The organism is Stenotrophomonas sp. 10N36, from assembly GCF_056395005.1.
Genome location: NZ_JBFTIS010000017.1, coordinates 79,489 through 103,910, shown reverse-complemented (window position 1 = coordinate 103,910; position 24,422 = coordinate 79,489). Strand labels below are relative to the sequence as shown.

Sequence of the window (24,422 nt, the reverse complement as noted above, 5' to 3'; positions counted from 1 at the left end):
GGTGTGTATTTCGACCGCGATCACATCCCCATTCAGATAAAGCGCCGCGAACCGATCAGCAATAGCTGCGGTACGGGTTCAAAACGTGCGGGCCCATGGCCACTGAGGTCGTGCCGGCTGCGCCCCCATCCCCATGGACGCAACCGGCCAAACCGACCAGGTCGGTACCAGCGCGGCGCGCAACTCCCCAGCGCGCGCCTCGCTCCTTGTACCCGTAAGGTCAACTACTCCCCGTCGAGCTCCCCAGATGCAGCGCTTGGCTCACTGCACCCTGCTGACGGGCCGCCATTGTGCAGGCCGTTTACGACAAGTCCATTGATCAGGATCAAGTGACGTCATATGTGTGCGCCACATCTCACTTTTGCGCCACTTTCTTGACGAAACCTGCACCAAACACGACGGCAGATGACGCGAATTCCGCAATTTTGCTAAACGTGTGCGCTGGGGGGGCACCGGGGTCGAGCCTCTGGAGGCGCCGGCCAGCGGCCGGCACTACCGGTTACGCGGCGGTTGGAAGCGGCCCGTGGCGCTGGCGGCCGTGGACCGGTTGCCTGCCCTGCACCGCCATCACCAGCCCGAACCCCGCCAGCAACGACACCGCCGAGGTGCCGCCATAACTGATCAGCGGCATTGGCACCCCGACCACCGGCAGCAGCCCGGAAATCATCCCGCCGTTGACCAGCACATAGACAAAGAACACCAGGCCGGTCGTGCCGGCCAGCAACCGCGAGTAGCCGCATCGGGTGCCCGCTGCGATCCACAGACAGCGCGCGATCACGAACAGGAACAACGCAAGCACCGCCACCACCCCGACCCAGCCGAACTCCTCGGCCAGCACCGAGAACGCAAAGTCGGTGGTGTATTCCGGCAGGAAATCCAGCGCCGCCTGGGTGCCCTGCCCCCAGCCTTTCCCGTGCATCCCACCGGACCCGATGGCAATGCGCGACTGGATGATGTTCCAGCCGGTCCCCAGCGGGTCATTCTCCGGATACAGGAAGGTCAGCACGCGGTCCTTCTGGTACTGCCGCAGCAGCCCGAACCACGCCAGCGGTGCCGCCACCGACACCCCGCCCAGCGCCAGCGCCACCCAGCCCCAGTGCAGGCCCGCCAACAGCAGCGCGAACATTCCGCTGGCCGTCACCAGCGTGGCCGTGCCCAGGTTCGGCTGCAGCAGAATCAACACCGCCGGCACCCCGATCAACAGCGCGGCCACCAGCACCACCTTCGGCCGCGGCGGCAGCGCCTGCCGGTGCAGGTACCAGGCCATCATCATCGGCAGACTGAGCTTGAGCAGCTCCGACGGCTGCAGGTAGAACACGCCCAGGTTCAACCAGCGCTGCCCGTATTTCCCCGTGCCCACCACATACACCGCCAACAACGGCAGCAGCGACAGCGCATAGATCCAGGGCGACCACGCCCGCAACTGCAGCACCGGCAGCCGCGACAACCCCCACATCGCCGCCAGCCCCGCCGCATAGCGCATCGCCTGCGCCTGCACCGGCCCTTCCACGCTGTGCAACACCGCCAGGCTGGCCAGCATCAGCAGGCACAACGCGACCAACAGCGGAAGGTCCAGCGAATGCAGGAAAAAATGAAACGCGGCGCGTACGCGCTGCAGGTGTTCGACCATGCGGGCGACTCCTGGAAATGCGCGACGCACAGCAGACGGCGACACGACAGCAAAAAGCGGACCCGAGCGGTCCGGCGCAAGCGCACGACCGTAGCATGCGGTTTGTTGGGCAAGCTGAGTCTTGGCCAACCTGCGCCCGGTGCGCGAGGGTCAGAGCAGCCGGGCAGAGCCCGGCTCTACGGGCTGATACAGGAGAGCAGCCGGGCAGAGCCCGGCTCTACGGGCTAGCCGTAGCCGCCGTGCACCGGCTGGTGGCTGCGTGCCGCCATCACCAGCCCGAATCCGGCCAGCAGCGACACCGCCGACGTGCCGCCGTAGCTGATCAACGGCATCGGCACGCCCACCACGGGCAACAGCCCGGAAATCATCCCGCCGTTCACCAGCACATACACAAAGAAGGCCAACCCCGTTGCGCCCGCCAACAACCGCGAATACGAGTCCCGCGACTGCGACGCGATCCACAGGCAACGCCCGATCACCACCAGATACAGCACCAGCACCGTGGCCACGCCGATCCAGCCGAATTCCTCACTCAGCACCGAGAACGCAAAGTCCGTCGTCTGCTCGGGAATGAAGTTCAGGTGCGACTGCGAGCCCTGCCCCCAGCCCTTCCCGTCGAACCCGCCCGACCCGATCGCGATCTTCGACTGGATGATGTTCCAGCCGGCGCCCAGCGCGTCCATCTCCGGGTCCAGGAACATCATGATCCGGTCCTTCTGGTAGGGACGCAGCAGCCAGATCCACGCCACCGGCGCCGCCGCCGCCACACCGCCCACGGCCACCCCCACCCACCACCACGGCAGGCCGGCCAGCAGCAGCACGAACGCACCGCTCGCCGCGATCAGCACCCCGGTCCCGAAGTCCGGCTGCAGCATCACCAGCCCGGTCGGCACCCCGATGATCACCGCACTCACCATCACCGTCGAAAAACGCGGCGGCAACGGCATTTTGTGCAGGTACCAGGCCACCATCATCGGCAGACTCACCTTCAACAGCTCCGCCGGCTGCAGGTAGAACAGCTTCAGGTCCAGCCACTGCCGCCCGTACTTGCCCGTGCCCAGCACGAACACCGCCAGCAGCGGAATCATCGAGATCGCATAGATCAACGGCGTCGCCGACCGGATGCGCAGGATCGACATCCGCGAAATGGCCCACATCGCGCCCAGGCCCACCGCGAAGCGCGCGCCCTGCGCGAACACCAGCCCGTCGCCGCCGGCGCTCTTCAGCACCGCCAGCCCGATCAGCATCAGCATGCCCAGGGCCAGGCACAGTACCCAGTCCAGCGAACTGCTGAAGCGCACGACCATGTCGGTCGCCCAACGCAGGAACACCTTCATCGTGAGCGCTCCGGCGCAGTGGGCGGTGCGGTGGCGGCGGGCACCGGGGCGCCTGGCACCGGCGATGGCACCGGCGCCGGTGCAACCGGCAGGCCCACCTGGATCGGCAGGGATTCAAGTACCGCCGCGGCCGCATCGCCGGCCGCGCGCGCGTTGTTGTCGCTGCTTTCGAACCCGGTGATCCCGATCGCCGTGGTGCCGCGCTCGCTGTCCAGCGGCTCCAGCCCGTCGGGCATCTTGCCCAGCAGCCACGCATCGAACAGCTTGCGCGCGATCGGCGCCGCCGCCGAGCCACCGTAACCGCCGCCCTCGACCGCGATCGCCACGGCGATCACCGGGTTCTCGGCCGGCGCGAAGCCCACGAACAACGAACGGTGGCGCAGGTGCATCGGCAGGCTCTTGGGGTTCACCGCGGCCGTACCGCGGCGGCTGATCACCTGCGCCGTACCGGTCTTGCCGGCAATGGTGTACGGCGCGCCGGCCGCGGCGCGCGCGCCACTGCCACCCGGGCGCATCGTGCCCATCATGCCTTCGCGCACCGCCTGCAGGTTGCCCGGGCTGGGGCTGACCGGCTTGGTATCGCCGGCCGGCACCGCGGTCCAGTCGGCGTCGAACCCGGCACGCTGCTGCATCACCAGGTGCGGCGTGCGCAGCTGGCCGTTGCCGATGCCGCTCACCCCATGCACCAGCTGCAGCGGGGTCACCTTCCAGTCGCCCTGGCCGATGCTTACGTTGACCGTGTCGCCGGGGTACCAGCGTTCCTTGCGCGTTTTGTACTTGTGCTGCGGCGAGGGCAGGATGCCGCCGATTTCGCCGGTGAGATCGATGCCGGTAGGCGCGCCGAACCCGTAGTAGCCCATGTACTGGTCGAAGCGCTCGATGCCCATGTCCAGCGCCAGCTTGTAGTAGTACGTGTTCACCGACTGGGTGATCGACTTGCGCAGGTCGGTCCAGCCGTGGCCGCCGCGGTTGGCATCGCCCCAGCCACGCGATGTGCCCGGCAGGTAGAACATGCCGGTGGAGAGGATCTTGTCTTCCGGCTTGCGCGTGCCGCTGTCCAGACCGGCCAGGCCGATCAGCGGCTTGATCGTCGAACCGGGGGCCACGCCGCCCAGCACCAGCCGGTTGAACTGCGGCCGCGAGGGGTTGCTGTTGAGCGCCTGGAAATCGGCATGCGAGATGCCGTTGACGAACAGGTTCGGGTCGTACGAGGGCAGGCTGACCATCGCCAGCACCTCGCCGGTGCGCGGGTCCATCGCCACGGCCGCGCCTTCGAACTCGCCGAACGCGGCCACCATCGCCCGTTGCAGGTCGGCGTCGATGGACAGTCGCAGGTCGCTGCCGGACTGCGCGGCCACCCGGCCGATGGTGCGGATGGCGCGGCCCTGCACGTTGGTCTCGACCTGCTCGTAGCCCACTTTCCCGCGCAGCTGCGACTCGTAGTAGCGCTCCAGCCCGGACTTGCCGATGTGGGTCAGCGCGGCATTGCCTTCGCCGAGGATCTCCAGGTCCTTGTCGTCCACCCGACCCACGTAGCCGATGATGTGGGCGAACAGGTCGCCGTACGGGTAACGCCGGGTCAGGTAGGGCTCCAGCTCCACGCCGGGGTAGCGCCAGCGGTCCACCGCGAAGCGCGCCATTTCCTCATCGCTGACCCGCAGCTTGAGCGTGACCGGCAGGAACTTGCGGCGCGCCTTGCGCGACTTGTTGAAGGTTTCGATGTCCTCGGGGCTCAGTTCGAGGATCTTCGCCAGCCCGGCCAGGGTGGCGTCCATGTCCTTGACCTTGTCCGGGGTGATGTCCAGCCGGAACGCAGGCACGTTCTCGGCGAGCAGGCGCCCGTTGCGGTCGTAGATCATGCCGCGCCCGGGCACTACCGGACGTGGCTTGATCCGGTTGGCTTCCGAGCGGGTGGCGTAGATGTCGTGGTCCAGCACCTGCAGCTTGAAGTACCAGCCGCCCAGCCCGAGCAGGCAGACCAGCACGCCCAGGAAGCCCAGCGCGGCGCGACGCCGGAACTGTTCGCCCTCGGCGTGGGGATTCTTGGCCTGGCGGCGCACGTACACGTCAGCGCCCGCGACGCCCGAAGCGGACCGCGTCGAGCAGGATGAACAGCAGCGGCCACAGGCCCATGCCCAGCAGCGGGGCCCACCAGTACGACCACGGCAGGGTCGGCTCGCCCACCACGATGTGCACCACCGAACTGACGATGCGGTCGTTGAACAGCAAGCCGCCGATGGCCAGCATCTGCTGGGACATCGGGAAGAAGCGGATGCGCGCGCGGAAGCGCTGCAGGATGAAGGTGAGCATGACCAGGCGCAGCGCCTGTTCGCCCAGCACCCCGCCGTACAGCAGGTCGGCGACCACGCCGCTGGCAAACGCGATGCCCAGCCCGACCCGGTCCGGCGCCTCGATCACCCAGTAGGCCAGCACCAGCGCCAGCCAGTACGGCCGCAGCGGCTGCAGCAGCGCCGGCAGCGGCAGCAGGCCCAGCAGCAGTGCCAGCACCACGCTGACCGGCAGCACCCAGGGTTTATCGCGCAGGCGGCTCATTCGCGATTCTCCACGGGCGGGGCTTGCCGGCCAGCGGCCGGCACTACCGGCTGGGGTTGCCGGGCAGAGCCCGGCGCTACGGCAGAGGGTTGGGGTTGCCGGGCAGAGCCCGGCGCTACGGGTTGGGCCGGCGAGGCTTGCCGGCCAGCGGCCGGCACTACCGGGGTGGTGGTTGGCTGCGGGGGCTGGGCCGTCGTACCAGCTGCCTCCTGCAACGGTACCGCCGACGGCCCGCCGGCTTCGCCGGAGAGGCGCAGGTTGGGCGGAATCCGAATCGCCGCGCCGGGGCGAAGGAGCAGCACATCGCGGCCACGGTCGAGCTGGGCGGCCGGTTTCAGTTCGCCCACCAGGAAGGCATGGGTGTCATCGGGGCGCAGCGCGGTGATCTTGCCCACCGGGAACCCGGCCGGGAAACGCCCGCCCAGGCCGGAGGTGACGATCTCATCGCCCACTTCCACGCCTGCGCTGAGCGGAATGTCGCGCAGTTCCAGGGTGTCGCCCCGGCCGTACACGATCAGGCGCACGCCGTTGCGGGCCACGGTTACGGGCACCGCGTGGTCCGGGTCGGTGAGCAGCAGCACCGTGGCATTGCTGCCGGTGGTGGCGATCACCTGGCCCATCAGGCCACCCGAATCGATCACGGCCTGGCCCAGGTGCACACCGTCGCGGCTGCCGGCGGCCAGCACCAGGCGCTGCCGGACCGGGTCCAGGTCGATGTCCAGGATCGGCGCCAGCTGCACGTCCAACCCGCTGCGCTCGGCCACGTTGAGCAGCTCGCGCAGCTGCGCGTTGTCCAGCGCGGCGGTCTGCAGGCGGGTCAGGCGGGCGTTGGCGATCAGCAGCTTGTTGCGCAGCGCGCGGTTCTCTTCCACCAGCTGGCCATGGCTGGCGGCATTGTCCTTGACCTGGGTGCCCAGCTTGCCGGGCAGCCCGGCCAGCGCCCATACCGGCTGCACCAGCACGTTGGCCTGCGCGCGCAGGCGCGCCAGCCAGCCGGCCTGGTCATCGAGCACGATCAGGGTGATGGCCAGGGCCAGGTAAGCGAGCAGCCGCAGTGGACTGGCGGCATCGCCCTGGCGGGAGGCTACGGGGGGACCGGCGTAGGGCGGCACGACTGGCTTCGACTGGAGGAAAACGAAAGAAGGATGCGACAACGCCCCGGCGTTGCGATACCCGGCGTGGCAATCACGCAGTGGGCATCACGCCGCAGGGGCGCGTGCAGGGAGCACAGCCGGTTCGGCTTACTCCGGCGCAAAGAACTCGTTGCCGTGCATGTCCACCAGCTCCAGCGCACGACCACCGCCGCGGGCCACGCAGGTCAGCGGGTCATCGGCCACCTGCACGTGCAGGCCGGTTTCTTCGGAGATCAGGCGGTCCAGGTCGCGCAGCAGCGCGCCACCGCCGGTGAGCACGATGCCGCGCTCGGCGACGTCGGCACACAGTTCCGGCGGGGTCTGTTCCAAGGCCAGCTTGACCGCGCTGACGATGCCCGACAGCGGCTCGTGCAGGGCTTCCAGCACTTCGTTGGAGTTGATCTTGATCATCTTCGGCACGCCCTCGGCGAGGTTACGGCCGGAGATTTCCATCTCGATCACTTCCGCCTGCGGGTAGGCGCAGCCCAGCTCCACCTTGATGCGCTCGGCGGTGGCTTCACCGATCAGCATGCCGTGGTTGCGGCGCACGTAGTTGGTGATCGACTCGTCGAAGCGGTCGCCGCCGATGCGCACCGAGGCCGAATAGACGATGCCGTTCAGCGAGATCACGGCCACTTCGGTGGTGCCGCCGCCGATGTCGATGACCATCGAGCCACGGGCTTCGGTCACCGGCATGCCGGCGCCGATCGCCGCGGCCATCGGTTCTTCGATCAGGAACACGTCACGCGCACCGGCCTCCTCGGCCGATTCCTTGATGGCGCGGCGCTCGACCTGGGTCGAGCCGGCCGGCACGCAGACCAGCACGCGCGGGCTCGGGCGCAGGAAGCGCGACTTGTGCACCTTCTTGATGAAGTGCTTGAGCATCGCCTCGGTGTAGGTGAAATCGGCGATGACGCCGTCTTTCATCGGGCGGATGGTGGTGATGTGGCCCGGGGTACGGCCCAGCATCTGCTTGGCTTCGGCGCCTACGGCAGCCACGGAACGGGTACCACCGATGGCACGGTCCTGGCGCACGGCGACCACGGACGGCTCGTTCAGCACGATTCCCTGCCCACGCACATAGATGAGGGTGTTGGCCGTGCCCAGGTCGATGGACAGGTCATTGGAGAACATGCCGCGCAGTTTCTTGAACATCTGGGAGTTGATCCTGAGGGGTGTCGCGCCCAACGCGGGATGGCGAAAAAATGGGCAGAATTCGAGGTCGACAAGCCTAGCAATCCCCCTGTGCGCGAGCAAGGACAAATCTGGTGCAAAGCCAGCCTTCACGGCCATTCAGGCGAATTTGACCCGGCTCGGACAGCACCGGTTCTGGCCCAAAGCCGCCTCACCCGTTAACCTTTGCGCCGCAGGGCGCCTCAAGGCGCCGTTTCGTTGCCCGCCTGGCGGGCCTCAAACTCCCTTCCGCATAGGCCTTAATCGATGTCCGCTTTGATCTGTGGTTCTCTTGCCTTCGACACCATCATGGTGTTCCCGGACCAGTTCAAGAATCACATCCTGCCGGACAAGGTGCACATCCTGAACGTGTCGTTCCTGGTGCCGCGCATGCGACGTGAATTCGGCGGTTGCGCAGGCAACATCGCCTACAACCTGCACCTGCTGGGCGGCGACCCGATCCCGATGGGCACCGTGGGCTCGGATTTCGGCCCGTACCGCGAGTACTTCCAGGGCCTGGGCATCGACCTGGCGCGGGTCAAGGTGATCGATGAGCTGTTCACGCCACAGGCGTTCATCACCACCGACCACGACAACAACCAGATCACCGCCTTCCACCCGGGCGCAATGATGCGGTCCTACGAGAACCACGTGAAGGACGTGCCGGGCGTGACCCTGGGCCTGGTCGGCCCGGACGGGCGCGAGGGCATGATCCAGAACTCCCAGGAGTTCTTCGAGGCCGGCGTGCCGTTCATCTTCGACCCGGGCCAGGCCATGCCGCTGTTCAATGGTCCGGAACTGCGCACCTTCATCGAGCAGGCCGACTACGTGGTGGTCAACGACTACGAGTCCAACCTGCTGCAGGAGCGCACCGGCTGGGACGAAAAGGCGATCGTGAGCCGGGTCAAGGCCTACATCACCACCCGTGGCCCGAAGGGCGCGGTCATCCACACCCCGGAAAAGACCTATGACATCCCGCCGGCGCACGAGCGTCGCGTGGTCGACCCGACCGGCTGCGGCGACGCGTTCCGCGCCGGCCTGATCTACGGCATCGAGAAGGGCTTCGACTGGCTCACCATCGGCCGCATGGGCAACCTGATGGGCGCGCTGAAGGTGGAACACCCGGGCACGCAGAACCAGCGCTTCACGTTTGAAGAGTTCAACGAGCAGTTCAAGCAGCAGTTCGGTTACGCGCTGAACGTTTGATCGCGCTGCGATCAGACACCGCCGTGGATCAGCGTCACCACCCACGGTGGTGACCTACCGGCACGTTGGCGTCACCACCAACGGTGGTGACCTACCGGCACGTTGGCGTCACCACCAACGGTGGTGACCTACCGCTGTATCAGGTCGTGGCCCATTCAAGGCACCCGTAAAAGCGCACCCGCTTGACTCCCGCTGTCTGCCACCGCAAGCCGGGCCGCTTGGCGGCCGGCAGGTCCTTGGCAAACTAAAGGAGGAGGTCGGCGCCGCAGGCGTCGGCCGGGGGACATTTGCGAAAGGGCCTGCCGGCTGCCAAGCGGCCCCGGACGCGCGCATCACGCCCAAACCAGGACGCGCAGCTGCGCCCGCGCCGGCGCAGCAATCCCCAGGCTCCCCGCCCCGTTGCCCGCCTCAGGACTCAGGGCTCGGACTCAAGGCTTGGGCTTGGGCGTAAGCGTCGGCTTGGCCTTCTCCGGCAACCGGTACAGCTCTTTTTCGTAGGCCAGCGTGCCCCACATGGCATAGGCGTGGGCGCGCCGTGCCAGCGCCGGGTTCAGCGGCTGCGGCTGCAGCTGGTCGCTGGCCGGGTCGTAGCGGTAGCCCTGTGCCGGCTTGTCCGGCTGCAGGATGGCCACCTCGTTGCCCTCCATCCACGCCAGGTTGCGGTCGTACTGCATCAGCGCGCGCCCGGGCTGCAGCCGGCGCGCGTCGGTCAGGTCCTGCCCGACCAGCGGCGTGGGATCGGCGATGCCCAGCAGCGACAACAGCGTCGGCGGCAGATCGATCTGGCTCACGATGCGGCCATCCCGGCGTGGCGCGATGCCACCGCCCAGGATCAACCCGGGGATATGGAAATTGGCGATGGGCACCATGTCCTTGCCGAACACCCGCGAATCATGGTCGGCCACGACCAGGAACACGGTGTTTTCCCAGTACGGTGACGCCATCGCCTTGCGGAAGAACTCGCCCAGCGCGTAATCGGCGTACTTGGCGGCATTGTCGCGGGTCTGCTTGGGCTGCTCGTACAGGTCGATGCGGCCGTCGGGGAACTCGAACGGATCGTGGTTGCTGGAGGTGAACACCAGCCCGAAGAACGGCTTGCCCTGCGCATTCAACTCGCGGAACTGCTGGTCGGCGCGGCCGAACAGGTCCTCGTCCGACGCCCCCCACGACCCGACGAACGCCGGCTTGCGGTAGTCCTTGCGGTCCACGATGCGGGTGAAGCCGTTGGCGAGGAAGAACTCGCGCATGTTGTCGAAGTGGCTTTCGCCGCCGTAGTAGAAGCCGGTGTCATAGCCATGCCGGCCCAGCACATCGGCCAGGGTGAAGAAGCGCTGGCGGGAGGGGGGCAGCTTGACCACCGATTCGGCCGGGGTGGGCGGGAAGCCGGTCAGCACCGCCTCGATCCCGCGCACCGAGCGCGTGCCGGTCGCATACAGCCGCTCGAACGCCCAGCCCTGCGTGCTCAAGCGGTCGTAGTTGGGCGACAGCGGCCGCCCACCCAGGCTGCCGATGAACTGCGCGCCCAGGCTTTCTTCCAGCACGATCACCAGGTTGCGCGGCGTGCCCGTGTGCATCGGCGGGCGCAGCGCCAGGCTCGGCAGGTCATCGGACACGTACGCCGATGCCGGCAGGCCACTGGTGGCGCGCAGCTCGCTGACCACCTCGGCCAGCGGCAGGTCGCCATACACGCGCGAGGTTTCGCTGCGGGTTGCCAGCTGCCGCGCGGCAAAGCCGACGGTGTACAGCGAGTTCAGCGGCAGCGCGTTGATGGTGGGGTCGGTGGAGAACGCCACCAGCGCCGGGTTCAAGGGCCGATGCCCCAGGCTGGAGCGCACGCCCATGGCGGCCAGCAGCAGCACCAGCAGCGCCAACGGCAGCCGCCACAGCCAGCCGGCCTCGACCGGGACCGTCGGCGTGGGCACTACCCAGCGGCGCGAGCCGCGCAGCAACACCCAGAACAGCACGATCACCGCGGTCACCTCGATCACCACGGCCAGCAAGTGGCCCCGCAGCAGGGTCATCCCGACTTCTTCGGGATAGATCAGGTATTCCAGGAACAGGCGGTTCGGGCGCAGCCCGTATTCGGCCATGAAGCTGGGCGTGGCCAGTTCCATGAACACCAGCAGCACGCTCGCCGCGATCAGCCAGCCGCGCAGCAGGTGCCGCCAGGCGCGGCCCAGCCGCCCGTCCACCGGCAGCAGCAGCGCCAGCACCGCCGGAATGCCATAGAGCAGGCAGAGGGTGGCCACATCCACCCGTATCCCCTGCAGGAACACCGTGCCCCAGCCGTCGGCCGCGCTGACCCGCGCGGCATGCCACAACGCCAGCCCCAGCCGGGACACCGACAGGGCCACCAGGCCGAACAGGAAGAAAGCGGCAATCGGAGACAGACGCCGGTACAGCGACACCCATACAGCTCGGAGCATGAAAGGAATCCAGAAAGGGAACGACGAACAGCCAGCGCCCATCCCTGGCAGCGGGCCACACCTGACCACGTGTTACCCGACACACACCCGCCAGCGCAGCGCACCTGCCGCCGCCACGGTTCAACGCCTGTCGCTGCCTGGATCAGGCCGCTCCGGTCGGCGGCGGCGGTTCCCCAACCGCGCCCCGCCCCACGCCCGACCCGTCCGTCATCTATCCGACACACGGCCGGTTCCGAACAATACAGGGAATAGCGCTGGCGTCGACCGGAAACGTGATCGCCCGTTTGCCGGCGTTGGGCGGCGGTTTCCACCGGCCGCCCCCCCCGTGCGCTAGCGCTGGCAGTGCGCCAGCACCGCGCGGCAGTCGGCCAGGTGCCAGCAGGCCATGCCCGGCCACGGGTTGTCCGGGGCATTGACCAGCAGCGTCCGGGTGCCCGCCGCACGGCCGCATTCCAGGTCGAAGCGGTAGTCGCCCACCATCACCACCTGCGCCGGGTCCACCTGCCAGCGCTGCACGAAGTACTGCAGCCCGGCCGGTGAGGGTTTCGGCTCGGCCTCGTCGCGGCCGATGATGTCCTGCTCGGCAAACACGTCGCCCAGCCCGATGGCCTGCAGGGTGATCTGCGCCAGGCTGCGCACGTTGCGGGTCAGGATGCCCAGCCGGCAGCCCGCCCCCTGCAGCGCGCGCACCAGCGCCACCGCGCCCGGCGCGGGCTGGGCCTCGGCGGCCAGCGCACGCTCATGCGCCAGCAGCCAGGCGTGCTTGGCCGTGGCCTCCGCCGCGGGCAACCCGGCCAGGTGGGTGAGGATGTCGTCCTGCACCGGGATCGCCAGTTCGCGCTTGATCCGCTCGAAGTCGTGCACCGCCACGGTCAGGGTGCCGTCCATGTCGAACACCCAGTGGCGGATCGCCGACAGCGGCAACGCCGCGGTCGGGTCGGCGGTCGCGGTCATTCCCACCACTTCGGCATGCGGTTGGCGTCTACTCCGCCGGTCTCGAACACCGCGGTGCGGGTGCCGCCGGCCTTGACCGGGAATTCGATGCTGATCACCTTGGCCTTGCGCGCCAGCTTCCACAGCGCCTTCTGGTCGGTGATGAACATCGCGATCGCCTCGTCGGTCTTGGGCCGCCAGGCGGCCATCGCGATCGGTTTGCCACCGTCCACGCTGACCTGCACCTTGCACTGCGGGCAGCGGAAGTCGCCGGCCTGCAGCACCAGGTAGGCATGCCGCTTCCATTCGGGGTGGTCGCGGAACACCAGCTGCACCGGCTTGGCACCGCTGCCGTCCACGTCGACGCGCTGCTTGCTGTAGATCTGCGCCGAGACCTGCATGCCCTTGCTGCCCACGGGGATCTGGTTGTACTGCCACAGGCCCTGCATGCGGCGCAGGTCGCGCGCGGCATCGCCCTTGGCCTGCACCTCGGCGAAGCCCGGCTCGATCCGCGCGGCCACGTCGGTGTCCTTGTACTGGTCCAGCAAGGCGCCACCATGGATGCGCGCACGCTCCCAGTCCTGCGCGGCCACCGCCATCTCGTACTGCTTGGCCACGCCTTCGGCCTTCTCTTCCTGCTGCGCCTTGGCGGCGGCAGCGGCGGCTTCCTGCGCCTTGCGCTCTTCCTCGGGGTTGCTGCAGGCAACCAGCGCGAAGGCACAGGCAGCGGCCAGGATCAGTCGTTTCATTGCGTACTCCGTGATTGGCAAGGCGCCCAATGGCGTCACCGGCCTACTGTAACGGGGGAGCAGGCAGGGTCGCATCCCTATCGACCGCTCTCGGTGAGTCCGCGTGCGGTGTTGGGATTACCTGGGACGAAGCCAAGGCCTTCTCCGTTGATGTTCATGCCGATATCGAACGGGGGCCATGTAATGGCGGTCGATTGGGATGCGACCCTACCGGGGTAGCGCGGTGTCGATCTGACGGATCGCTGTGACGGGGGACGCTCGGCGTCAATCTGACGGGTCCCTGTGACGCGGTAGGGTCGCATCCCTATCGACCGCCCTCGGTGGGTCTGCGTGCGGTGTTGGCATTATCTGGGACGGAGCCAAGGCTCTTTCCGTTTGATGTCCATGCCGGTATCGAACGTGGGCGATGCAATGGCGGTCGATTGGGATGCGACCCTACCGGGGGGCGCGGTGTCGATCTGACGGGGCGCCGCTGCGCATGGCGTCGCGCACAAAAAAACGGCGGGTTTCCCCGCCGTTTTCAGGCATTGCGTCGCGCGGTGCTGGCTGGGCTGAGTTGCCGGCCAGCGGCCGGCACTACCTGCTTGCCTTGTCCAGCATGTCCTGCACCGACGCGGTGGTGATCGGGTGGTAGCCCGGCTTGGCCTTCTCGAAGGCCGCCTTGGCGAACGCCAGGCCTTCGGGGGTCTTCACCAGTTCTGCGTAGATCGGCAGGATCAGCTTGCGACGGCCCACGCGCTCGATGAACGCCGCGGCCGGTTCGTTGGCTTCGGCATACCCGCTGCGGATGGCCAGCGGGTACCAGCGCATCGCGATTTCGCCATTGGCGGTCCCGGTGAAGTGGTACGCCTTGTCCAGCGCCGCCAGCTTGTCCAACGGCAGGGTCTTGCCCAGGCCGTCGATGAAGTGCACCCATTCCTGGGTGCCCCACTCGCCGGTGATCTGCACGTTCGGCAGGGTGTTGCTGCCCTGCCAGGCGATGCGCGCGGTATCGACGATGGAGAAGTTGCGCGAGCGGGCCTTGGTCGCGAACGACGGAATGCCCGGCTCGTCCAGCCATGCCTTCAGCTCCGCGTCGGTCACGGCGCCCGGCTTTTTGTTGAGCAGGTTCTTCTTCAGGTACGCAACGAACTGGTCGGTGTTCGCGCTCTGGAAGGCGTGGTCATCGAACCAGCCGCGCAGGAACGGATCGAAGGTCTCGCGACCAAAACGCTGCTCCAGGAACTGCAGGAACCAGGCGCCCTTGACGTAGGCCACCTGGCTCAGCGCGTCGTCCGGATCACGCTCGGTCAGCGGCGGCAGCGCCAGCGCCTGGTCGGCCGGGCTCATGTCCTTCACTTCGGCCAGCAGGTCGTTCTGGTCGATCTCGCGCTCCATCTCGGCCATTTCCTGGCCATACAGCGCTTCGGTAATGCGGCCCTGCACGTAGGTGGTGAACCCTTCGTTGAGCCAGATGTCCTTCCAGCTGGCGTTGGTCACCAGGTTGCCCGACCAGCTGTGCGCAAGTTCGTGGGCCACCAGCGAGACCAGCGACTTGTCGCCCACGATCACGGTGGGGGTAGCGAAGGTCAGGCGCGGGTTTTCCATGCCACCGAACGGGAACGACGGCGGCAGCACCAGCATGTCGTAGCGGCCCCAGCGGTACTGGCCGTACAGCTTTTCGGCGGCGCCGATCATCTTCTCGGTGTCTTCGAATTCCTTGGCAGCCTTGCCGACCATGGTCGGTTCGGCCCAAACGCCGGAGCGGCCGGAGATCGGCTCGAACACCAGGTCGCCGGCGGCGATGGCCAGCAGGTAGGACGGGATCGGCTGCGGCATCTTGAAGGTGTAATCACCGTCACGCGCGGCCTTGGGATCGTTGTCGGCGCTCATCAGCACCATCACGTCCGGGCGCGAGGTGACATGCGCGCTGTAGGTGAAGCGCACGCTCGGCGTGTCCTGCAGCGGCACCCACGAACGGGCGTGGATGGCCTGGGACTGGCTGAACATGAAGGGCAGCTTCTTGCCCTCGGTCATCGACGGCTCCAGCCACTGCAGGCCCGAGGCGGTCGGGGCGGTGTGGTAGGTGATCTGCACCTTGGCCGGCTGCGCAGGCGCCTCGATGCTCAGCTTGCTGCCGAACACCTTGTCGGCCGGGGCCAGCACGAACTGCAGCGGCGATGCCTTGCCGTCGGCGTCGATCGCCTCGACCTTCGACACGGTCAGCTCGCGGGTGTCGAGCACCAGCTGCTTGGCCGCCTTGTCCTTCCACTCCAGGGTGTAGGTGGCGGTGCCGCCGATCTGCTTGGCGTCGAAATCCAGCTTCAGGTCCAGCGCCAGGTCCTTGACCACCACCTTGTCCGGCTCGGCGTAGGAGCTTTCATCGTGGCTGCGGCTGTCGGCTTTCATGGCAGTGCTCGCCGGTGCGGTGGCGGTGGGCGCGGCAGCCGGGGCGGCCGCTTCTTTGGAACAGCCGGCGGCCAGCGCCACGGCAAGGGGAATGAGCAGGAACGGAGATCGCATGGACATCGGGACCGATCAGGGTGAAACGACCAGTTTACCCCCTGTCCGCCCCGCCCCACAGCGCCGCCGCCCCGGGCTGCGCATTCAGTCGGGTTCGCACAGCAACCGCGCGCCGCCGGCGTATTTGGCGCGGTACATCGCCGCGTCCGCGCGGCGGTAGACCTCGCGCAGGTCTTCGCCCGGTCGATAGGCCGCGCCACCGGCACTGGCCTTGAGCGGCATCTGTTCACCGCTGTCTGCGGCCAGCACGGCCAACCAGTGGCGCAACCGCACGCAGGCCACCGCGTGGCTGGCGTGCACGGCCAACACGAACTCATCCCCGCCCCAGCGCCCGATCCAGTCGCCGGGCTGCAGCCACTGCCGCGCCGATTCCACCAGGCGCACCAGCACCTGGTCGCCGGCCAGGTGGCCGTGCGCGTCATTGATCGGCTTGAGGTTGTCCAGGTCCACCACGAACAGGCTCAACGGCTGCCGCCGCGATTGCGCCAGCTGCGCCGAGTCGGCCAGGGCCTGCTCGCAGCCGCGCCGGTTGAGCGCCTGGGTGAGCGGATCGAGCAGCACGCTGCGGCGCAGGTCGCGCAGGCCGGCATCGACGCCGTGGAGGTTGCGGTTGATGCTGCGCAACAGCCGGCCGATCTCGTCATGGCCCAGGTCGGGCAGATGCGGCAGGCGCTGTTCGTCGTAGTAGGCCTCCAGCGCGTCGGCGGCCTGACGCAGCGGCGCCATCAGCCGGTACAGCGCCATCATCGCCATCGCGGTGCCCACCAGGGTGGCGCCCAGCACCACGCCGACCACGGTCCACATCGTGTCGCGCTGGTAGTGGCCGCTGACCGCCATCCACAGCAGCAGCCCCAGCAGCGGTACGTGCACGCCAACGAACACCACGGTCATCAGCTTGGCGCTGAACGACCGGGGAAACACGCGGGCCAGGCCGCGGTACAGACGCATGGCAGGCCCTCTCTGACAGCCTGCCCGCAGTGTGGACCAGCTCCCTCAGCGGGAACTGGACCGGTGTCTCAAACCTTGTAGCCGGAGTGGATCGAGACGATGCCGCCGGTCAGGTTCTTGTAATGGCAGCGCGCAAAGCCCGCCTCGCCCATCATGGTCTTGAGCTGTTCCTGCGGCGGGTGCTTGCGGATGCTCTCGGCCAGGTACTGGTAGCTGTCGCCGTCACGCGCGAACAGCTGGCCCAGCTTGGGCAGGATCTTGAACGAGTGGAAGTCGTAGATCGGCTTGAACCAGTCCGCGGTGACTTCGGAGAACTCCAGCACGCGCGCCTGGCCGCCCACCTTGAGCACGCGGTACATCTCGCGCAGGCCGGCGTCCTTGTCGGTCACGTTGCGCAGGCCGAAGGCGATGGTCACCAGGTCAAAGCTGGCATCCGGGAAGGGCAGCGCCTCGGCGTTGCACTGCACGTACTCCAGGCCCTTCACCAGACCGCGGTTCATCAGCCGGTCGCGGCCCACCGACAGCATGCCGGCGTTGATGTCGCCCAGCACCACTTCACCCTCGTCACCCACCCGCTCCTTGATCAGCGCGGCGATGTCGCCGGTGCCGCCGGCCAGGTCGAGCACGCGGTCACCCGGCTTCACCTGCGCGGTGGCCACGTAGTAGCGCTTCCAGGCCCGGTGGATGCCCAGGCTCATCAGGTCGTTCATCAGGTCGTAGCTGCGCGCGACCGAGGTGAACACTTCGCCCACCAGCTTCTGCTTGTCCTTGGCTGCGACATCGCGGAAGCCGAAATGGGTGGTGCCAGTCTTGTAGGGGGATTCGCTCATGGACGGATTATCGCACCGCTCGGCGCGCTGCGGCACCCGCCCCCTGCGACCGGGCGCCGCAGGGGCCCCGCGCCGGCCGGTGCCGAAGCCGCTGGCGGCCACTATCATGGCGGTCCAGATGCTTACGGACCGCCCATGATCACCACCCCCGACTACGCCGCCCTGCTTGAAACCGCCATCGCCGAAGCCCGCCAGGGCCTGGCCGAAGGCGGCATCCCGATCGGCGCGGCCCTGTACCACAACGACGGCCGCCTGCTGGGCTGCGGCCACAACCGCCGCGTGCAGGAAGGCGACCCGTCGGTGCACGGGGAAACCGATGCGTTCCGCAAGGCCGGCCGCCAGCGCCGCTACCAGGACACCATCATGGTGACCACGCTGGCCCCGTGCTGGTACTGCAGCGGGCTGGTGCGCCAGTTCAACATCGGCACCGTGGTGGTGGGCGAGTCGGTCACCTTCCAGGGCGGCATCGAATGGCTGCGCGAAAACGGGGTCAAGGTCATCGACATGCAGAGCCAGGCCTGCATCGACCTGCTGGGCGGCTTCATCTCGGCGCACCCGGAGGTCTGGAACGAAGACATCGGCGAGTGATCGCGATGCTTTGCGCAGTGGGTTAAGCCATTCCACTGCGCCTGTGCGGTGCTGTGACACCCGGTCGCAGCCCCTCCGGTTCTGAACGCTTCAGTTCCCGTCAGCCGGGTGAACGCGCTGTGCCAGCAGCGTATGGCCGTTTTCACGCACCGCAGTGTCCACACCTGCGGCACCGCGCGACGACGCTGCACTAACAAACCGTGCACAGCGACCGCCTATGGTGGATGCACAGGGGGCAGCAGCGTCGAGGAGACGTCATGAATGCCCGAATACGCCGCACCGCCGCCATGGACCCCGCGCTGGTTACTGCCTGGGAACAACTGCAGGTGCATTACGACACTTACCAGAATTCCGCTCCGTTCTGGACCGCCTACCAAGCCATCCAGGACGCGTTGACCCTCGGCCATCCGGAGCGGCGCATCGATGTCTGCAACCAGCTGGCTACGTTGGCCGAACAGCTGGGCGTGGTCGATCATGCGCAGTTGCTGGGCGAACGCTGCGCTGAACATGTCAGCCAGGACCGCCACGCGGAGTCGACACCACAATGACATCGCATGCACTGCGCTTTACGCACTCTTGTAAAACTCCCTCCTTGCATATCGATGCCACCATGTCTTCCGCCCAGCTTTCCATCCCTGCCGTGATCGACGTAGACGCAGAGGTTGCGTATTGGCGCCAGCGCCACGCCGACGGCAACCTTGGCACGGGCTCGGGGTCGTTCGGCCACTACGTGCCGTGGATCAAGTTCGCCTGCGATTCGCTGATCACCCAGCCGCGTGCGAGCGACGAGCAGCGCGATGAATCGTTCCAGACCCAGTACGCGCTGCAGATCATGCCGCGCCTCACCGAAGAGCAGGCCCGCGCATTCGTCGAGTCCTGCTGGGAACATGTGTACCTGGCCAGCCGCCACGACGTGGCCACGCGCCCGCGCCTGGGTGCTGCACGCGCCTGAGTACACGCTGCACGGCGCGTACACGGCGCGCCGCCAATGATGGGGTCCCGTTGCTACCCTGCCGTGCCGCATGAGCCTTCGACGTGTTTTCAACCTGGTCGCCAGGAAGGCGGCCTATGCCGCGGGAACGCCCTGGACGTTCCTTGCCGCCGTGTCCATCGTGGTGCTGTGGGCACTCAGCGGCCCCGTTTTCAAATTCAATGATACGTGGCAGCTGGTGATCAACACCGGCACCACGATCATCACCTTCCTGATGGTGTTCCTGATCCAGCACAGCCAGAACGCGGATGCAGCTGCGGTGCAGATCAAGCTCGATGAGCTGATCCGTGCCAACGCCGAGGCCAACAACGAACTGCTGGACCTGGAAGAGCTCGACGAAGAGCGACTGGAAGAGATCCGCCGCGAATACGAGCGCATGGCACGCGAAGCCGGCGACGCGCTGGAACGCGCGCGTGCCTGCCATGGTGATGGGCGGGATGATGGCCGGGTGGATAACCGAGGTCACGACCGATCATGACGGCGGAGCCGACTGGTAGAGCCGCCCGGTAGAGCCGACTGGTAGAGCCGACTGTTAGTCGGCTGCCCTTTACCGGCCACCGGAAAGAAATCACGACCGGCAGAACCGCCCGGTAGAGCCGACTGTTAGTCGGCTGCCCTCACCGACCACCGGAAAGAAATCACGCCCGGTAGAACCGACCGGTAGAGCCGACTGTTAGTCGGCTGCCTTTACCGACCTCCGGAAAGAAATCACGCCCGGTAGAACCGACCGGTAGAGCCGACTGTTAGTCGGCTGCCCTTGCGTGCCACCTGAGAGCAGCCGACTAACAGTCGGCTCTACCGGTCGGCTCTATCTACCGGTCGGCTCTACGCCTCGGCGCTACCGGCTCAGCCGCGCTCGTGCCAGCCGCCGCCCAGCACCTTGTACAGCGCGACCTGGTTGGACTGCTGCGCCAGCTGGGTGCTGACCAGCGACTTGCGCGCGGTATAGGCGGTGCGCCGCGCATCCAGCAGGGTCACGAAGCTGTCCAGCCCCGCGTCGTAGCGTGCCTGCGACAGCGTCTGCGCCTGCGTGGCCGCCGCCATCAGGGCCTGCTGCGAGGCCAGCTGCGCATCCAGGCTGTCGTTGAGCGCCAATGCATCGGCCGCCTCGCGGAAGCCGGACTGGATGGCCTTTTCGTACTGCGCCAGCGCGATATCGCGGTTGGCGGTGGCCACGCCCAGATTGGCGCGCAGCTTGCCGCCCTGGAAGATCGGCAGGTTCAGCGTCGGCACGAAGCTCCAGGCACGGGTGCCGCTGTCGAACAGGTTGGACAGCTCCGAGGACGCCGAGCCGATGCTGCCGGTCAGGCTGATCGACGGGAAGAACGCCGCACGGGCCGCACCGATGTTGGCATTGGCCGACAACAGCGTGTGCTCGGCGGCCATCACGTCGGGACGGCGCAGCAGCACCTCGCCGGGAACGCCGGCCGGCAGCGGGCGTACCGCCGCGATCTCGGTCACTTCGGTCGCCGGCAACAAGGTGTCATCGACCGGACCACCGGCCAGCAGCACCAGCGCGTTGCGGTCCTGCGCCACCTGCCCGGCAAAGCGGGCCACGTCGGTGCGTGCGGTTTCCACCAGCGTACGCGTCTGGCTGAGTTCCAGCGACGACGCGCCGCCCAGCTGATGACGCGCCTCGGCAAGCCGCAGCGAGTCTTCGTAGCTGGCCAGGGTGGCCTGGGCGATGCGCAGCTGTTCGTTGTCCGCGCCCAGGGTCAGCCAGGCATTGGCCACTTCGGCCACCAGGCTGAGCTGCGCGCTGCGCCGGTTGGCCGCCTCGCTGAAGTACTGCTGCAACGCCGCCTGGCTCAGGTTGCGGACGCGGCCGAACAGGTCCAGCTCGAACTCGACCACACCCAGGTTCGCGCTGAACTGCTCGGTCACCGGGGCATCGCCACCGGTGCGGGTCATCTGCCCCTGCACGCCGACCGCAGGCACGCGGTCGGCGCGCTGGATGCGGTACTGCGCCCGCGCCTTTTCGACGTTGAGCACGGCCACGCGCAGGTCGCGGTTGTTGTCCAGCGACTGGGCGATCACCGCCTGCAGGCGCGGATCGACGAAGAAATCGCGCCAGCCGATGTCGGCCACCTCGACGGTGGCCGAGGACGTGCCGCTGGTGGCGGCTGGCCACTGCGCCGGGATCGCCGGCGCGACCTCGGTGCTGGACGGCACCAGCGTGGCGCAGCCGGACAGCGCCGCAGCCACGGCGAGGGCCAACAGGGAGGATGCCTTACTCATGATTGCCACCTTCCGGCGTATCGCCGTTGTGTTGCGTGCCGGCCTGCGGGGATGCCTCGGCCGCGCGCAGCTTGCGGTTGAACAGGCGCTGCACCACCACGAAGAACAGCGGGATGAAGAACACGCCCAGCACGGTGCCCACCACCATGCCGCCGAGCACGCCGGTACCGATCGCGCGCTGCGCGCCCGAACCGGCACCGGAGGCGATCGCCAGCGGCAGCACGCCCAGGCCGAAGGCCAGCGAGGTCATGATGATCGGGCGCAGACGGTCGCGCACGGCATGCATGGTGGCCTCGATCAGGCCAGCACCCTTCTCCAGGTTTTCCTTGGCGAACTCCACGATCAGGATCGCGTTCTTGCTGGTCAGGCCCACCGTGGTGAGCATGGCCACCTGGAAGTAGATGTCGCGTTCCATCCCACGCATGGTGTTGGCCAGCACTGCGCCGAGGATGCCCAGCGGGGCCACCAGCAGCACCGAGGTCGGCACGCTCCAGCTTTCATACAACGCGGCCAGGCACAGGAACACGATCAGCAGCGACAGCGTGTACAGCAGCGGCGTCTGCGAACCGGCCTGGCGTTCCTGGTAGGACAACGCGGTCCACTCGATCTCGAAGCCCGGCGGCAGGTCCTTGGCGATACGCTCGATTTCCACCATGGCATCGCCCGAGGCCACGCCCGGGGCCGGTTCGCCCTGGATTTCCATGGCCGACACACCGTTGTAGCGCTCCAGGCGCGGCGAACCGTAGTCCCAGCGCTTGGAGGCGAAGGCACTGAACGGCACCATCTCGCCCTGGCTGTTCTTCACCGACCACACGTTGAAGTCGTCCGGGTTCATGCGGAAATCCGCATCGGACTGCACGTACACGCGCTTGACCCGGCCACGGTCGATAAAGTCATCGATGTAGCTGCTGCCCCACGCGGTGGCCAGGGTGTTGTTGATCGAGGCCACCGACAGGCCCAGCGCATTGGCCTTCTCCACGTCCACGTCGATGCGCAGCTGCGGGGTGTCTTCCTGGCCGTTGGGACGCACGTTGGCCAGCAGCTTGCTGCCGCCTGCGCCGCCCAGCAGCTGGTTGCGTGCGTTGAGCAGTGCTTCGTGGCCCTGCCCGCTGGTGTCCTTCAGGAAGAAGGTGTAGCCCGAGCCGATGCCCAGCTCCGGCATGGCCGGCGGCGGGAAGGCGAAGATGAAGGCGTCCTTGATCTGGCCCAGTGCGCCCATCGCGCGGCCGGTGATCGGACCCACGCCCTGGTCGGCGTCGCGCTCCTTCCAGTCCTTGAGCTTGATGAAGGACATGCCCGCGTTCTGGCCCATGCCGGCGAAGCTGAAGCCCTGCACCGAGAACACCGATTCGACCGCCTCGGTTTCATTCTTCAGGAAGTGTTCTTCCAGCTGGTACATCGCTTCCAGGGTGCGTTCCTGGGTAGCGCCGACCGGAGTCTGCACCAGCGCCATCAGGATGCCCTGGTCTTCGTTGGGCAGGAACGAGCTGGGCAGGCGCATGAACAGCAGGCCCATCACCAGTGCCAGCACGGCGAAGATCGACATGAAGCGCCACGGCCGGGCCAGGATGCCCTTGACGCCGCGCTGGTAGGTTTCGCTGGAGCGGTCGAAGCCGCGGTTGAAGCCGCCGAAGAACCGGCCCGACCAGCCCTTGTGCGCCACATGGTGCTCGCCCTTCTTCAGCGGCTTGAGCATGGTGGCGCACAGCGCCGGGGTGAGCACGATGGCCACCAGCACCGACAACGCCATGGCCGACACGATGGTGGCCGAGAACTGCCGGTAGATGACGCCGGTGGCACCGCTCATGAAGGCCATCGGCACGAACACCGCCGACAGCACCAGGCCGATACCCACCAGCGCGCCGGTGATCTGCCCCATCGACTTGCGGGTGGCCTCCAGCGGTGACAGGCCCTCTTCGGACATGATGCGTTCGACGTTCTCCACCACCACGATGGCGTCATCGACCAACAGGCCGATCGCCAGCACCATGGCGAACATGGTCAGCATGTTGATCGAGAAGCCAAGCGCGGCCAGGATGCCGAACGTACCCAGCAACACCACCGGTACCGCGATGGTCGGGATCAGGGTGGCGCGGAAGTTCTGCAGGAACAGGTACATCACCACGAACACGAGCACGATCGCTTCGATCAGGGTCTTGATGACGCCCTTGATCGAGACCTGCACGAACGGCGTGGTGTCATACGGCACCACCGATTCCAGCCCGGCCGGGAAGTTGGACTTCATGTCCTCCAGCGCGGCGCGCACGCCGTTGGCGGTGTCCAGCGCGTTGGCGCCGGTGGCCAGGGTGATGGCGATACCGGTGGACGGCTTGCCGTTGTAGCGGGTGACGAAGTCGTAGCTTTCCGCGCCCAGTTCCACGCGGGCAACGTCGCCCAGACGCAGCTCGCTGCCGTCGGTGCCGCCGCGGACCAGGATGTTGCGGAACTGTTCCGGGGTCTGCAGGCGGTCCTGCGCGTTGATGGTGGCGTTGAGCTGCTGGCCCTTCACCGACGGCGCACCGCCGAGCTGGCCGATGGCGACCTGCGCGTTCTGCGCGGTGATCGCCGCGGTCACTTCATCCACCGACAGCTTGTAGGTGTGCAGCTTGTTGGGGTCCAGCCAGATGCGCATGGCGTACTTGCCACCGAACACCTGGATGTTGCCCACGCCCGGTACGCGGCTGAGCGGGTCCACGACATTGGAACCGACGTAGTCGGAGATGTCGTTGGCGTCCATGCTGCCGTCGTTGGACACAAAGCCGATCACCTGCAGGAAGCCGCTGCTCGACTTGGCCACGTTGATGCCCTGCCGCTGTACTTCCTGCGGCAGCAGCGGCATGGCCAGCTGCAGCTTGTTCTGCACCTGCACCTGCGCGATGTCCGGGTTGGTCCCGCTCTCGAAGGTGAGGGTGATGGTGGCCTGGCCGTTGGCCGAGCTGTTGGAGGAGAAGTAGATCAGGCCATCGATGCCCTTCATGTTCTGCTCGATGATCTGGGTCACCGAGTCTTCCACCACCTTGGCCGACGCACCCGGGTAGGTAGCGCTGATTTCAACGGCGGGCGGGGCCACTTCGGGGTACATCGACACGGGCAGCTTCACCACGGCCAGCGCACCGGCGAGCATGATGATGATCGCAATCACCCACGCGAAGATGGGGCGATCAATAAAATAACGAGCCATTGGA

General features: G+C 67.3%; 19 protein-coding genes. 5 read left to right on the top strand and 14 right to left on the bottom strand.

Translation table 11 applies throughout. The annotated features are described in order from the left end of the window. Positions 1–499: 499 nt before the first annotated feature. The 6 genes from rodA (AC1DCJ_RS16155) to AC1DCJ_RS16130 form a co-directional block, all read right to left on the bottom strand. The gene (rodA, locus tag AC1DCJ_RS16155) at positions 500–1,630 is read right to left on the bottom strand and encodes a rod shape-determining protein RodA (protein WP_478071391.1); all 1,131 of its coding nucleotides are present in this window, start codon (positions 1,628–1,630) and stop codon (positions 500–502) included. Positions 1,631–1,854: 224 nt separating this feature from the next. Beyond that, positions 1,855–2,967, bottom strand: a complete 1,113-nt coding sequence (rodA, locus tag AC1DCJ_RS16150; RefSeq protein WP_137190390.1) for a rod shape-determining protein RodA — start codon at positions 2,965–2,967, stop codon at positions 1,855–1,857. Beyond that, positions 2,964–5,033, bottom strand: a complete 2,070-nt coding sequence (mrdA, locus tag AC1DCJ_RS16145; protein ID WP_137190391.1) for a penicillin-binding protein 2 — start codon at positions 5,031–5,033, stop codon at positions 2,964–2,966. The genes rodA (AC1DCJ_RS16150) and mrdA overlap by 4 nt, the downstream gene beginning before the upstream one ends. Before the next feature lies 1 nt (position 5,034). Next, the gene (gene mreD, locus AC1DCJ_RS16140) at positions 5,035–5,520 is read right to left on the bottom strand and encodes a rod shape-determining protein MreD (protein WP_038686193.1); all 486 of its coding nucleotides are present in this window, start codon (positions 5,518–5,520) and stop codon (positions 5,035–5,037) included. Further along, positions 5,517–6,632: a rod shape-determining protein MreC gene (gene mreC, locus AC1DCJ_RS16135; protein WP_478071389.1), complete on the bottom strand. Its 1,116-nt coding sequence runs from the start codon at positions 6,630–6,632 to the stop codon at positions 5,517–5,519. The genes mreD and mreC overlap by 4 nt, the downstream gene beginning before the upstream one ends. Before the next feature lie 129 nt (positions 6,633–6,761). Beyond that, on the bottom strand, positions 6,762–7,808 hold the full coding sequence (locus AC1DCJ_RS16130) for a rod shape-determining protein (protein WP_038686189.1): 1,047 nt from the start codon (positions 7,806–7,808) through the stop codon (positions 6,762–6,764). Positions 7,809–8,093: 285 nt separating this feature from the next. Between AC1DCJ_RS16130 and AC1DCJ_RS16125 the strand changes: the two genes are divergently transcribed. After that, positions 8,094–9,032, top strand: coding sequence for a carbohydrate kinase family protein (locus AC1DCJ_RS16125; protein ID WP_137190393.1), 939 nt, complete (start codon positions 8,094–8,096; stop codon positions 9,030–9,032). Positions 9,033–9,460: 428 nt separating this feature from the next. On the opposite strand, the gene AC1DCJ_RS16120 is transcribed toward AC1DCJ_RS16125, so the two are convergent. From AC1DCJ_RS16120 to ubiE, 6 genes are all read right to left on the bottom strand, one after another. Beyond that, entirely contained in the window at positions 9,461–11,458 is a 1,998-nt protein-coding gene (locus AC1DCJ_RS16120) for an LTA synthase family protein (protein ID WP_478071388.1), read from the bottom strand. Positions 11,459–11,788: 330 nt separating this feature from the next. Then, entirely contained in the window at positions 11,789–12,412 is a 624-nt protein-coding gene (locus AC1DCJ_RS16115) for an HAD family hydrolase (RefSeq protein WP_478071387.1), read from the bottom strand. Further along, positions 12,409–13,140, bottom strand: coding sequence for a hypothetical protein (locus AC1DCJ_RS16110; RefSeq protein ID WP_137190396.1), 732 nt, complete (start codon positions 13,138–13,140; stop codon positions 12,409–12,411). Before AC1DCJ_RS16110 ends, AC1DCJ_RS16115 begins: the two co-directional genes overlap by 4 nt. Positions 13,141–13,716: 576 nt before the next feature. Further along, positions 13,717–15,642, bottom strand: coding sequence for a M1 family metallopeptidase (locus tag AC1DCJ_RS16105; protein WP_478071394.1), 1,926 nt, complete (start codon positions 15,640–15,642; stop codon positions 13,717–13,719). A gap of 84 nt (positions 15,643–15,726) precedes the next feature. Then, on the bottom strand, positions 15,727–16,590 hold the full coding sequence (locus AC1DCJ_RS16100; RefSeq protein WP_478071386.1) for a GGDEF domain-containing protein: 864 nt from the start codon (positions 16,588–16,590) through the stop codon (positions 15,727–15,729). A gap of 68 nt (positions 16,591–16,658) precedes the next feature. Beyond that, positions 16,659–17,420, bottom strand: a complete 762-nt coding sequence (gene ubiE / locus AC1DCJ_RS16095; protein ID WP_038686180.1) for a bifunctional demethylmenaquinone methyltransferase/2-methoxy-6-polyprenyl-1,4-benzoquinol methylase UbiE — start codon at positions 17,418–17,420, stop codon at positions 16,659–16,661. Between the two features lie 135 nt (positions 17,421–17,555). On the opposite strand from ubiE, the gene AC1DCJ_RS16090 reads away from it, so the two are divergent. The 4 genes from AC1DCJ_RS16090 (at position 17,556) to AC1DCJ_RS16075 (ending at position 19,477) form a co-directional block, all read left to right on the top strand. Continuing rightward, on the top strand, positions 17,556–18,008 hold the full coding sequence (locus AC1DCJ_RS16090; protein ID WP_019186053.1) for a nucleoside deaminase: 453 nt from the start codon (positions 17,556–17,558) through the stop codon (positions 18,006–18,008). A 257-nt stretch (positions 18,009–18,265) separates the two neighbouring features. Beyond that, on the top strand, positions 18,266–18,556 hold the full coding sequence (locus tag AC1DCJ_RS16085) for a hypothetical protein (RefSeq protein ID WP_478071385.1): 291 nt from the start codon (positions 18,266–18,268) through the stop codon (positions 18,554–18,556). A gap of 62 nt (positions 18,557–18,618) precedes the next feature. Next, positions 18,619–18,960, top strand: a complete 342-nt coding sequence (locus AC1DCJ_RS16080; protein WP_137190400.1) for a hypothetical protein — start codon at positions 18,619–18,621, stop codon at positions 18,958–18,960. A 70-nt stretch (positions 18,961–19,030) separates the two neighbouring features. Then, positions 19,031–19,477 carry a low affinity iron permease family protein gene (locus AC1DCJ_RS16075; protein ID WP_478071384.1) on the top strand — a complete coding sequence of 149 codons (447 nt, stop codon included), beginning with the start codon at positions 19,031–19,033 and terminating at the stop codon, positions 19,475–19,477. Positions 19,478–19,845: 368 nt separating this feature from the next. Here AC1DCJ_RS16075 and AC1DCJ_RS16070 read toward each other — a convergent pair whose 3' ends face one another. Continuing rightward, entirely contained in the window at positions 19,846–21,237 is a 1,392-nt protein-coding gene (locus AC1DCJ_RS16070; protein WP_141059437.1) for an efflux transporter outer membrane subunit, read from the bottom strand. Next, positions 21,230–24,418, bottom strand: coding sequence for a multidrug efflux RND transporter permease subunit SmeE (smeE, locus tag AC1DCJ_RS16065; protein ID WP_428711981.1), 3,189 nt, complete (start codon positions 24,416–24,418; stop codon positions 21,230–21,232). The genes AC1DCJ_RS16070 and smeE overlap by 8 nt, the downstream gene beginning before the upstream one ends. Positions 24,419–24,422 lie beyond the last annotated feature (4 nt).